This window comes from Halanaerobium kushneri (genome assembly GCF_900156285.1).
Lineage (GTDB): Bacteria > Bacillota > Halanaerobiia > Halanaerobiales > Halanaerobiaceae > Halanaerobium > Halanaerobium kushneri.
Window position 1 is genome coordinate 38320 of record NZ_FTNC01000016.1, and the last position, 12437, is coordinate 50756.

The window sequence follows — 12437 nt, forward strand, 5'->3', positions numbered from 1 at the left end:
TTTAGCTTAAATTTTTAGATAATTCAAACAAAAAGTGAAGCGAATTTTTTATTCCTGGGAGGTTTTATTGTGGAGAACCCTGTTATTTTACAGACTTTTTACTGGGAGATGAATACAGGTCAATATGCAGAAGAATATCCAGAAGAGGCGAATTTATGGCAGCTTTTATCTGAAAAAGCAGCTGAGATTGCAGAAGTAGGTTTTAACTTTCTCTGGCTTCCCCCGGCAAATAAAGGAGCTGCTGGAGTTGAAGATGTGGGATATGGAACCTATGATCTTTGGGATCTGGGGGAATTTAAACAGAAAGGGACAAAAAGAACTAAATATGGAACTAAAAAACAGTTAGAAAAAGCAGTAAAAAAACTGCATCAGAATAATTTAAAACTTCTTTATGATGCTGTATTAAACCATCGTTTAGGAGCAGATGCTAAGGAAGAAGTTAAACTTAAAGATGACAGTAAGGCAGAAGTCTGGACAGTTTTTAATTTTAAAGGTAGAGAAAATAAATACAGCGATATGAAACTGGACTGGCGTGTTTTTGATGGTGTAGACTGGGATGAGAGAACTCAGCGTGCAGGAGAATTTCTCTTTAAATCTAAAGAATGGGATGACTCTTACGAAGAAGATTATTTGATGGGGGCGGACATAGATTATGAAAATCCGGAGATTAAAGAAGATGTAATTAACTGGGGTAAATGGATAGTAAATGAGATTAATTTTGATGGTTTTCGTTTTGATGCAAGCAAACATGTGGATAATGGGATGATCCATGATTTTATTGAAGAAGTTAACTTGAGCACAGAAAAAAACCTTTTTTTTATTGGTGAAGCCTGGGTTAATAATGCTGAAACTCTTGCAGATTATCTAAATACTGTTGGGCAGGAAAAATTACATGTTTTTGATTTTCCTCTGCGAGAAAGTTTTGTGGAACTGATGCAGGGCAATCTCGATATGCGCTGGCTAGGAGAAAAAGGACTGGTCAATCAGGATGATTTTAGAGATAGGGCGATCACTTTTGTTGAAAATCATGATACTGAACGTGATGGGACAAATGAATATGGGACTGAAGCAATTGTCCAGAGAAAAATGCAGGCATATTGTTATATTTTAATGCGAAGAGATGGAGTGCCGACAGTTTTCTGGAAAGATTATCACAGTCATGGACTAAAAGAAAGACTGGACAAACTGATTGCTGCCCGGAAAAAATTTGCTTATGGAGATGCTTACGAAAGTGAATCTAATGATAAAAACACCTATTCATATATTCGAACTGGAGATGATGAGCATCCCGGCAGTGGAATGGTCATGATGATTACTCAGCATGAAAATGAAGAAATTATAGAAAAAACTGTTAATACCGGGCGGGCAGAAACAGTTTATTATGATTATACAGGTCATATAGAAGCAGAAGTCGAAACTGATGAAGATGCTAATGGACTTTTTAAAGTTAAGGGTAATGCTGAGGAAGGTTATTCTGTCTGGGTTCCGGTGGAATCATAATTATGCTAACAGCAGTAATTCTGGCGGCCGGAGAAGCCAGTAGGATGGGAGAATTAAAGCAGCTTCTGGAATGGGAGAATAAGAATACTATTCTGGGAAAAACAGTTGACAATCTGCTGGCAGCAGAAATTGTGGATGAAGAGCTACAAATTGTTGTTGGTGCTCAAAAGTTGAGAGTGGTAAATTATCTGCAGAAAAAGTACAGATCTGAGTTAAACAGTGGAATTATTAGAATTATAGAAAATGATAATTATCAAAAAGGAATGATGTCTTCAGTTAAAAAATCTCTTAATAATCTTTTGGAGAGCAATCAGCATTTGCTTTTTACACTGGCAGACAAACCTTTTATTGGACCAGATATATACAGGGAGTTTTATCAGAAGTACCTTGAGCTTAAAGTAGATATATTTGTACCAGAATATCGGGGTCAAAAAGGACATCCTGTTATAATTAAAAACAGCTTAAAAAATATAGCTTTAAAATTGGAAGGAGAAGGTGGACTGCGTAATCTTTTTGCTGTGGTGCCTGACAGGATTCATTATTATTTATCTGATTATCAGGAGATTACAATTGATATAGATCTCAAACAAGACTACTGGAAGTACAGAAATAATGATCATAAATTTACAGATTAATAGAAGCAATTTAAATTTAATTTTATTGTAGAGAAAGGAGAAAAAAATGCGTTTAAATTATAAATTGTGGCTGGAAGAAGATGAGCGGCTTTTTGGTGATGGCCCCTGTCAGATTCTCGAACTGGTTGATCAGCTGGGCTCATTACGTCAGGCAGCTGCTGAAATCAATATGTCGTACAGTCAGGCCTGGAAATTAATAAAAAAACTCGAAAAAAGGCTGGGTTTTAAACTGCTTAATAAAAAAGTTGGTGGCAGCAGTGGTGGTGGGTCTGAGTTGACAGAAAAAGGAAGAATTTTAACTGAAAATTTTTCTGAGTTTAGAAAAGAAGCAGCAGGCTGTCTTTCCGGACTGGAAAAAAAGTATTTTAATCAGGAATTTAAAGATAAATTAAAATAATAATAATTTTTTAGAATCATTGTAACTGGCAGATTGCTGACAAGCTGACAAATAGTCTTTTAGAATACTGTCTGAATTAATTGAATTTTTATGTTATAATATAATCGTTATATGAGGTCGCACATAACGAAAGGAGAGTGGTTTGATGTTAAAAAAAGAAAATTTAAAAGTTAGCTGGAAAAGAAATTTGTTAATTTTTAGTTTAAGCATAATGATTATCTTAAGTCTGGTCTTTAGGGTAGGAGCTGCTCGCAATTTTACTGATATGGTGGGCAGACAAATAACTGTTCCCGCCAGGATTAACAGGGTTGTAACTACATATAAATCTGCCACTCAGTTTGTGCTGGCACTGGATGCAGGAGAAAAATTGGTCGGAGTTTCGGCTAAAACAGATAAGCAGCCTCTGTTTATTAAACTTCAGCCGGAACTGGCAGAGCTGCCACAGGTTGGTTCAAAAAGAAATGGAATTAACCTGGAGACTACCCTGAGTCTGGATCCGGATCTAGTTATTTTATATCCTCATCGCGATGCACTGGAAACAGCTGCTAAACTTGAAAGACAGGGAGTAACAGCAATGATTATTAATCCGGAGAGTCTGCAGCTGATTAAAGAAACTACTGAACTTTTAGGAAAAGTGTTAGATAGAGAAAAACAGGCAGCAAAAGTTCTGTCTGCCTATAATAGGATTGCTAGTTTAACAGCAGAAACAGCCAATTTACCAGAGGCGAGAAAGAAAAAGATATATTTTGCCAATTCAGAGTTTACCGATTCTGTTGGAGCAGAAATGATGCAGACTGCTATGATAGAAAATGCTGGCGGTATAAATCCGGCAGCTGAACTGAAATCTGGTTTTATTACAGTGTCAGCAGAAAAAATTTTAGAATGGGATCCTGAGGTTGTAATTGTGTCTCAATATTTTAATGGTAAGTTAAATAAATTGTCTCAGGAGAAGAAGTATCAGAATGTCAGTGCCTTTAAAAATAATAAATTATATCGAATTCCATCTCAGTTAGAGCCCTGGGATTTCCCTTCTCCTTCTAGTTTTATTGCTCAACTCTGGCTGGCCCAAAAAAATTATCCGCTGGAATATAAAGATTTAAATTTCCAGAAGGAGCTTAATGATTTTTATCAGGATTTATATGGGAAAACATTTACCGAATTGGGAGGAGAGTTTTAGTTGACTGGTAAAATAACTGCTGCTCAAAAATTATTAATTATGGGACTGTTTTTGATAATATTTGTGGGTGCTTCTCTATTGATTGGTAATTATAATCTCAGTTTAACTAAACTGATTGCTATTGGTAGAGATTTATTGGGAGCAGATTTTAGACTTCTGTTTAATAATCCTGACTGGTCTGTTCTTTATTATATCCGTTTGCCCAGAATTTTAACAGTGGTACTTGTAGGAGCAGCTCTTTCAGTTAGTGGAGCTGCCTATCAGAATATCTTTCGTAATCCACTTGTATCACCTGATATATTAGGAGTTTCGGCTGGGGCAGGTCTGGGAGTAGCTCTGGGTCTTCTTTACAGTAGTGGTTCAATTTTTTATGTTTATTTAATAGCTTTTATTACCGGTATAGCAGCAGTCGGCCTAACTTACTGGTTAAGCCGACTTGCTGGTGGTGAGAATACAATGTTTATGGTTCTTGCTGGAATAGTTGTTTCTTCTCTGGCCAATGCTCTAATCTCTCTGTTAAAGTACCTGGCAGATCCTATGCAGAATCTACCAGGAATAGTGTTTTATTTAATGGGAGGTTTTGCTCGCAGTGGCTGGCAGGAATTTTATCTCTTATTGCCGGTGGTTATTATATCGCTGACAGTAATTTTATTTTTACGCTGGCAGATCAATATTTTTTCTTTAGGAGAAAAAGAAGCAGCAGCTCTCGGAGTCAATACAGATAAAATTAGGTTAATTGTAATTGTTTTTTCAACAATTATGGTGGCAGCAGCTACTGCTGCTGCAGGCCAGGTTAGCTGGATAGGCCTAGTTATTCCTCATATAGCAAGATTTATGGTGGGCAGCAAATATAAATATTATTTGCCTGCTTCAGCACTTATGGGAAGTTTAAGCCTTCTTTTAATGGATAATCTGGCTAGAACCGTAAGCGGGGCAGAAATTCCGATTAGTATTATTACTGCTTTAATAGGAGCTCCATTTTTTGCCTATTTACTGATTACAAAAAAAGAGAGCGGGTGGAGGTAATGATAACTGGCACAGGACTTAGTTTTTCTTACACAGATCATAGAGTATTAAAAAATATTAATTTTAAGGCAGAGAAAGGAGAATTCATTTCAATACTGGGGGCAAACGGATCCGGAAAAACCACATTTTTTCGGTGTATGCAGGGATTATTGGTTCCTGATGCAGGAAAAATACTGCTGGATGGAGAAAATATAAAAAAGATGAGCAAAAAAGAAATTGCTCAAAAAATAGCTGTAGTGCCACAGGAGAGTCAGAACGTTTTTGATTATCAGGTTCTGGATATTATTTTAATGGGAAGTAACCCCTGGCTTTCATTTGCAGAATCTCCCGGGGCTATAGAACTGCAGGAAGCAGAAGCAATCATGGCTGAACTGGAGATATTAGACTTAAAAAATAAGAGTTTTAATAAAATTTCTGGTGGAGAAAGACAGCTTGTATTGATAGCAAGGGCATTGATGCAGAAAAGCAGTTATTTATTTTTAGATGAACCAAATTCTCATCTTGATTTTAAAAATACTCATCTTAGTTTAAAAATTATGAGAGATCTTACTGCTAAAGGAAAAACTTTGATTACAGCTCTTCATGACCCAAATCTTGCCTACCAGTATTCTGATAGGGTAATTATTTTAAAAGCTGGAAAAATTATTGCTTCCGGTCAGGTGGAAGAAGTAATGACAGCTCAAAATTTGAGCCGGGCTTACGAAATTGAAATTGTTCGAGAGAATTCAGGATTTTTACTGGCTTTTCAACAGGATAGATTATTTAAACAGAAGGCCTGAACTTCATTGAAGCAGATTTAAATTATTTGAATAATAATTTTAAGTTAAAATTTAGGCTGAAGGGATGTGGAATAAATGGAAGATTTCTTTAAAAAAATTTATAAAGAATTACAGGGTAGCAAAAAGATCCTTACTGCAGTATTAACAGATATTGAGAGCGAAGAAATATCTCAGAATTTACTTGGTGAAATGTTTTTATTTGATGAAGAGGGCTTTATTGAATTTTCATCTGAAAAGCTTGAAAATGAACTGGAAAAGTTTTTTCTAAATGAAGATATTAAAAATCAGATTCTTGCTGTTGGGGAAGCCAAAAATGCTGATTCACAGTTAAAAGAGTTTAATTTGGATTCAAATAATAAACTTGAATTTTTTCTGGAACCAGTTGTTAATCAGCCTCATTTAACAGTTTTTGGGGCAGGTCATATTGCAGAGCCGCTTGTAAAAATCTGTAGTCTTTTAGATTTTAGCATTACAGTTGTTGATGATCGGGAGGAATTTTTAAACTTTGATAGATTTCCAACAGCAGATCAGCTGCTGCGTTTACCTTATAAGGATTATTTTACCAGTGCCAGGATTAGGGAGAATGATTATCTGGTAATTGTTACTCGAGGTCATCAGCATGATTATCAGGTTTTAAAAGAAGTTATTGATTCTCAAGCAAGCTATATTGGAATGATTGGCAGTTCTCGTAAAATAAAAACAGTTTACGATCAACTTATAAAAGATGGAATAAATGAAGAAAAACTGGCGAGAGTACATGCCCCAATAGGACTTGATATTGGCAGTGAGACACCTGCAGAAATCGCAGTGGCAATTGCAGCAGAGATAGTTGCTGTCAGGAGGGATAGGTAGTGAAAAAGGGGATCCTAGAAAAAATTATTAATTTAAAAGAAGATAATGTTAGGCTGGCCAGAGCATTTATTGTCCAGGCAAAAAGTTCTTCCCCCCGCAATACAGGAACTGAAATGATAATTACCGAAAATGGTGACACTTTTGGTAGTATTGGTGGAGGTAAAGATGAAAAGACTGTAATTGAAAAATCTCTGGACTTAATGAAAACAGGCAGGTCTGAAAAATTGAAATTAACATTAACTCGTAAAGAAGCTGCTGAAATTGGCTGGGTCTGTGGGGGACAGGTGGACATTTTTATTCAGGTTATTTCTTAATCCCCTGGATTATGAACAGATATTCAAAGTTGACACATTTACTAAAGATTGGTATAATTTTTATATAAATCTCCAGCTTAAATTTCAAAAAAGTGGTTTTTAAAGAAAATATTGATCTGGATGGAGGAACAATATGTACCCAAAAATTTTAATCACATCATTTAAAATTCCAACAGAAAAAATGGGGGAGCAGTATAAACTGGAGGGAGTTGAGTTTTCTCTGGTAACTCAGGATTACTCTGAAGCTTTAAGTATGGCAGGTGCTTTACCTATGATTATGCCCTATATTGAATCGAGAAGTGAAGATGAGCAGTATATTAGAGAATTTCTGGATGAGGTTGATGGAGTAGTCTTACCTGGTGGTAGCGATATAGATCCGGCTTTATATAATTCATATCCTCAGAAATATTTGGGCAATATTTCCCCTGAGCGTGATCGCTGGGAGTTGAAAATTTTACAAATGGCTATGGAAATGAAAAAACCAATTTTAGGAATTTGCCGGGGCTTTCAACTGTTAAATATCCTCTATGGAGGTTCCTTAAAGGTTGATGTTTGTGGTAATAATGCTGACAGTAAAATACCACATATGGCTTTAATGGTTCCTAAATATTATAAAACTCACAAACTAGAAATTAAAGAAAATACAAGACTGGCTCGAGTTTTTGCTGGAGAAGAAGTTGCAGTAAATTCCTATCATCATCAGGCTGTAGATAAGGTTGGTGATGGCCTAAAAGTTTCAGCTGTAGCTCCTGATGGTTTTGTGGAGGGGATTGAGGATCCTAATTATCCTTACTTAGTTGGAGTGCAGTGGCATCCAGAAATGATGGCTGCCAATGACCCGGTTCAGTTAAATTTATTTAAAGATTTTGTTGAATTTGTTAATCAGGCTAGAAAAGAAAATAAGTAAATAATCAAACGAGTACTTTAAGGAGGAAGTATAATGAAAAATAAGTTTTTAGTCTTATTATTAGTTTCTTTATTTATCTTTTCGTTCTTTACTGCTGTACAGGCTCAGGAAAAGGTGACCGAAGAATTTGTGATGGGAATCGAGGATGAGGTAAGTAATCTTGATCCTGGAGAAACAACTATCTCTGTTAATGAAAGAGTAGCATCCTTAATTTTTGATGGTTTAGTAGAATATGGAAAGGCAAATAAAATTGTTCCTGGAATTGCTAAAGATTGGACAGTTTCGGAAGATGGTCTTGAATATACATTTGAGTTACGCCAGGGTGTAAAATTTCATAATGGTCAGGAATTAACAGCTGAAGATGTCGAGTATACCTACCAGAGAATTCTTGATCCTGATTATGGTTCTGGTTTGAGAGCTAAAGTAGAGTCAATTGAATCAATAGAAGTAATTGATAATTATACGATTAAATTTACTTTAAGTGAACCATATTCTCCCTTTATTCTGGGGATGACCTTTGGTATTGTACCAAAAGAATATGCCGAAGAAGTAGGGGACGAAGAGCTCGGCCGTAATCCAATTGGAGCTGGACCTTTTAAGATGGAAGAATGGGATGCAGGTAATCAGATAGTTTTATCTGCCTTTGAAGATTACTGGAATAAGGTACCAAATATCAAAAAATTAGTAATTAGATCCATCCCAGAATCTGCAACTCAGGCAATGGAACTCCGTAGCGGCGGAATTGACTTTGGTGTAAATCTGGATGTAGGACAGCTGGAATCTTTTATAGATAATCCTGATTATCAGGTTAAGTCGGCTGCAGGTGCAGGTATTAACTTCCTGGGCTTTAACTTTGATATGCAGCCAACTCAGGAACGTAAGTTTAGAGAAGCTGTATTACAGGCGGTTCCTTTTGACCAGATAATACCTCAGATTTTCGGTGTTTTAGGTGAGAGAGCTTATTCAATGCTGCCGCCCACACTCTGGCCAGAAGACAGGGAGTTCTTAAAAGAAAATGCTGTTGGTTTTGATCCAGAAGCAGCAGCTCAAAAGTTTGAAGAACTAAAAGCTGATGGTGTAATTCCTGCAGATTATGTGGCTCAGGTTTATGTATCAAACAGCAGGCCAAACCAGGTTAAAACTGCCGAAGCAATGGTTACTGCTTTAAGACAGGCAGGACTAAATGCTGAAGTTAATGCTATGGAATTTGGAACAATGTGGGATATGCTGGGACGGGGAGAAATTGGAATGTTTTTCTTAAGGTTTGTTTCCGATCCAGATCCTGATTACTGGTTATATAGATTCTTTAAATCTGATGGTTCATTAAACAGAGCCTTTTATGAGAACGAGCAGGTAGATCAGTGGTTGGAAGAGGCCAGAGCAACTTCTGATCAGGCAGAGCGAGAGGAACTTTATAATAAGGTTTTAAGAAAAGTTCTAATTGAAGATCTTGTGTTCCACCCGCTTGCTCATTCAACTCAGATATATGTTATGCAGGATAACGTAAAAGAACTTGAACCAGGAAATTCACTTTTAATTCCGTTAGTTACTCCCACAGCAAATGTATATAAAGAGTAAGATTTTAAATAAAGCAGAGAATTAAAAGAAAGTGATTTTGTAAATAAAAAGATAAATTATTTAAATTACTATGCAGATAGTTGAATCTATCTGCATAGTCTTTTTAGAAAGAGGTGAATAATTTGTTTGCTTATATAATTAAAAGACTGCTCTGGTTAATACCTGTTGTAATTGGTGTTTCCTTAATTTTATTTGGAATTATGCAGCTTGTTCCGGGCAATCCAGCGGCTATTATGCTGGGAACTAATGTAACACCTGAGGCTATAGCAGCTTTAAATGAAAAATTTGGTTTCAATGAGCCCTTTCACATCCGTTATTTTTTAATGCTGAAGAATTTTCTGACTGGAGAGCTGGATTCAATCTATTATGGTGATCAAGTTATTAATATAATTGGTCGTCGCTTAACAGCTACTATTGAATTAGGTTTACTCTCTCTAATTATTGCTGTTCTGGTAGCAATACCGACTGGAGTGATTGCCGCGGTTAAAAAGAATTCTTTATTTGATCTGATGAGTATGTTTATTGCAACGATCGGTATTTCTGTTCCAGCCTTTTTTACAGGTATTATTTTTATTTATATATTTTCAGTTTATTTTCCTATTTTACCTTCATCCGGGTATGGGGGCCGAATTTGGACTTTAAGTGGGTTAAGGCATTTAATTTTACCAGCTTTTGCCTTAAGTACAGTAATGATTGCTTCTACCAGTCGAATAACCAGATCTTCAATGCTGGACACAATGAAAGAAGATTATCTGGTAACAGCTCGTTCTAAGGGTGTTGCTGAAAAAATTATTATTTTGAAACATGCTTTTCGTAATGCTTTGATCCCAATTATAACTAATATTGGGAACCAGCTGGCTATGATGTTTGGAGGAGCAATTCTAATTGAATCAGTTTTTGCCTGGCCTGGTGTAGGAAGACTGGCTGTCAAAGCTGTGGAGTCCAGAGACCAGCCTTTAGTTTTTGGGTCCATTTTAATTTTATCGATACTTTTTGTTCTGGTAAATTTACTGGTAGATGTCATTTATGTATTTATTAATCCCCGGATTAGTTATAAATAGCAGTGGAATGAGGTGTTGAAATTTGAAAAAGAAATTTATTTTATTTATACTATTATTGATTCAACTTTATATAAATTATAAAAACTGGTTTATAGAGAGTAAAATTTGGAGTAGTCTTGAATATAAATTTGCTACTGTTTTTTCGATAATTCTAATTTTTGTTTTGTTATTACTGTTAGTTAAAAAGAGTATATTCATTAAGTTACGAGAAAATGCACTTTATGCAAAAATGTTTAAAGAATTTAATAAAGGTTATGGGGGTAAGATTGCAGTAATTATCCTGGCACTTATATTCTATGCTGCTTTTATGGCACCTTTTATTGCTCCCTATTCACCAACGGAAATTGATTACAGTAATATGACTTATTCAGCACCTTCTTTAGAGCACTGGTTTGGTACTGATGATTTTGGAAGAGATATGTTTTCCAGAGTTCTTTATGGAGCAAGAATTGCTCTGGGGGTAGGATTTGCTGCTGTTTTAGTTAATGCCAGCCTGGGTGTTAGTCTTGGTCTGCTTGCTGGTTATTATGGTGGTAAAGTGGATATGATAATTATGCGACTGGTAGAGATTTGGAATTCGATTCCATTTATTTTGCTGGCTCTGGCTATAATTTCCGCACTGGGAACAGGAATTTTTAATATTATAATTGCTGTTGGTGTTACTGGTTTAATTAATTTTTCAAGACTAACTCGCTCTGTAGTTTTCCAAATTAAAGAAAAAGAATATGTTTCTGCTGCTAAGGCACTGGGAGCAAGTGACCTGCGAATTTTATATAACCATATTTTGCCCAATTCGATTTCTTCTTTAATAGTACTTTCTACTTTAAGAATTGGTATTTCAATTCTGGTTGTGGCGGGTTTAAGTTTTCTGGGGCTTGGTATTCAGCCTCCAACTGCTGCCTGGGGAACAATGTTAAATAGAGGACAGGAATATTTGATCCAGGCTCCCTGGATGTCAGTTTTTCCGGGACTGGCAATAATTATTACAGTTCTAAGTTTTAACTTGCTTGGTGATGCCTTAAGAGATGCACTTGATCCACGTCAGCTGGATTAAAGTGCAGCTTTGATTTTTAATAATATTTTTAAATAAGATTTTGAAAAGAGGTAAAAATTACTATGTCACAACAGGAGAAAAAGATAGATGATCAGGACTATCTTCTGGCAAAATTAAATGATTCAAGTTTAAAAGCTGGAATAAAAGATGCTTTTCCAATAATTTTGGGTTACCTTCCAATTGGCCTCGCTTATGGAATGCTGGCTGTTAATAAAGGTTTAACACCACTGCAAACTACAGCTATGTCCCTTTTTGTTTTTGCAGGATCGTCTCAGCTGGTTGCAATAGAAATGATTGCTGCGGGGGCCGCTGTGGCAGCTATAGTTGCAATGACTTTTCTTGTTAATTTACGTCATCTTTTGTTATCTGCTTCTTTAAGTCTTCATTTGCGAAATTTACCTTTTTATTATTATCCTTTTTTAGGATTTTTGGTAACTGATGAGTCGTTTGCAGTTTCAATGAGTAAATTGGAGAGCCAGAAGAATAAACAGAGATATTTTGTTGGACTTGGTTTTACAGCCTATCTGGGCTGGGTCTTTAGTTCCGCGGCAGGAGCTTTTTTAACTGAGTTTATTAATTTTGGTAGCGGAGGTGCCCTGGATTTTGTTCTTCCGGCAATGTTTGTGGTTCTTTTGGTAATGCAGATCAGTTCCAGCAGTGAAATTATTGTTGCGGTTTTTTCTGGTCTTTTATCACTGTTTTTTGCGCTGGTTATTGATGGAAGTTGGAATATTATTTTAGCTACTGTACTGGCAGCTTTTTTAGGGGTGTATATCAGTGGAAACAGTTAAATTTATATTTATGGTGGCCGGAATGGTTATTGTAACTTTTTTACCGAGAGTACTGCCGCTTTCAATACTTGGAAATAAGGAACTTCCCGAACGAGTAGTACTCTGGTTAAGCTTTATCCCTGCGGCTGTACTGTCTGCACTTCTGGCGCCCTCTATCCTGCTCAAAAATGGAAGCATTTATCTAAGTTTGGACAACACGGCTTTAATTGCTTTTTTTCCAACTTTATTTGTGGCATATAGAACTAAAAATATATTTTATACAGTCAGTGGAGGTTTGATTTTTTATTTCATCTTAATGCTTATTTTTTAAGAGCTTTAATGAAGATTATAAAGTAGGTTTCGATTATTTTTACTGTCTGATATTTT

Annotated in this window: 14 protein-coding genes; all 14 read left to right on the top strand. The window is 35.9% G+C overall.

The window, feature by feature from the left end; genetic code table 11:
* Positions 1-69 precede the first annotated feature (69 nt).
* Entirely contained in the window at positions 70-1500 is a 1431-nt protein-coding gene (locus BW929_RS10695) for an alpha-amylase (protein ID WP_076545484.1), read from the top strand.
* A gap of 2 nt (positions 1501-1502) precedes the next feature.
* Positions 1503-2135 carry a nucleotidyltransferase family protein gene (locus BW929_RS10700; RefSeq protein ID WP_076545485.1) on the top strand — a complete coding sequence of 211 codons (633 nt, stop codon included), beginning with the start codon at positions 1503-1505 and terminating at the stop codon, positions 2133-2135.
* 46 nt (positions 2136-2181) lie between these two features.
* On the top strand, positions 2182-2532 hold the full coding sequence (locus tag BW929_RS10705; RefSeq protein ID WP_076545486.1) for a winged helix-turn-helix domain-containing protein: 351 nt from the start codon (positions 2182-2184) through the stop codon (positions 2530-2532).
* Between the two features lie 145 nt (positions 2533-2677).
* Complete coding sequence (locus BW929_RS10710) at positions 2678-3709, top strand: ABC transporter substrate-binding protein (RefSeq protein ID WP_076545487.1); 1032 nt, start codon at positions 2678-2680, stop codon at positions 3707-3709.
* Positions 3710-4735, top strand: a complete 1026-nt coding sequence (locus BW929_RS10715) for a FecCD family ABC transporter permease (protein WP_234978096.1) — start codon at positions 3710-3712, stop codon at positions 4733-4735.
* Entirely contained in the window at positions 4735-5514 is a 780-nt protein-coding gene (locus BW929_RS10720; RefSeq protein WP_076545488.1) for an ABC transporter ATP-binding protein, read from the top strand. The genes BW929_RS10715 and BW929_RS10720 overlap by 1 nt, the downstream gene beginning before the upstream one ends.
* Positions 5515-5589: 75 nt before the next feature.
* Positions 5590-6366, top strand: a complete 777-nt coding sequence (locus tag BW929_RS10725) for an XdhC family protein (protein WP_076545489.1) — start codon at positions 5590-5592, stop codon at positions 6364-6366.
* Positions 6366-6680 (top strand): XdhC family protein, encoded by a 315-nt coding sequence (locus BW929_RS10730; RefSeq protein WP_076545490.1) that lies wholly within the window; start codon positions 6366-6368, stop codon positions 6678-6680. Before BW929_RS10725 ends, BW929_RS10730 begins: the two co-directional genes overlap by 1 nt.
* Positions 6681-6813: 133 nt before the next feature.
* A complete protein-coding gene (locus tag BW929_RS10735; protein WP_076545491.1) occupies positions 6814-7587 on the top strand; it encodes a gamma-glutamyl-gamma-aminobutyrate hydrolase family protein in 774 nt (257 codons plus the stop codon).
* A 33-nt stretch (positions 7588-7620) separates the two neighbouring features.
* Positions 7621-9165: an ABC transporter substrate-binding protein gene (locus BW929_RS10740; RefSeq protein WP_076545492.1), complete on the top strand. Its 1545-nt coding sequence runs from the start codon at positions 7621-7623 to the stop codon at positions 9163-9165.
* Positions 9166-9278: 113 nt separating this feature from the next.
* Positions 9279-10226 (top strand): ABC transporter permease, encoded by a 948-nt coding sequence (locus tag BW929_RS10745; protein ID WP_234978097.1) that lies wholly within the window; start codon positions 9279-9281, stop codon positions 10224-10226.
* Positions 10227-10248: 22 nt separating this feature from the next.
* Positions 10249-11280 carry an ABC transporter permease gene (locus tag BW929_RS10750; protein WP_076545494.1) on the top strand — a complete coding sequence of 344 codons (1032 nt, stop codon included), beginning with the start codon at positions 10249-10251 and terminating at the stop codon, positions 11278-11280.
* Between the two features lie 62 nt (positions 11281-11342).
* Entirely contained in the window at positions 11343-12071 is a 729-nt protein-coding gene (locus tag BW929_RS10755; RefSeq protein ID WP_076545495.1) for an AzlC family ABC transporter permease, read from the top strand.
* Positions 12058-12381 carry an AzlD domain-containing protein gene (locus BW929_RS10760; protein ID WP_143414035.1) on the top strand — a complete coding sequence of 108 codons (324 nt, stop codon included), beginning with the start codon at positions 12058-12060 and terminating at the stop codon, positions 12379-12381. Before BW929_RS10755 ends, BW929_RS10760 begins: the two co-directional genes overlap by 14 nt.
* The last annotated feature ends 56 nt before the right edge of the window (positions 12382-12437 follow it).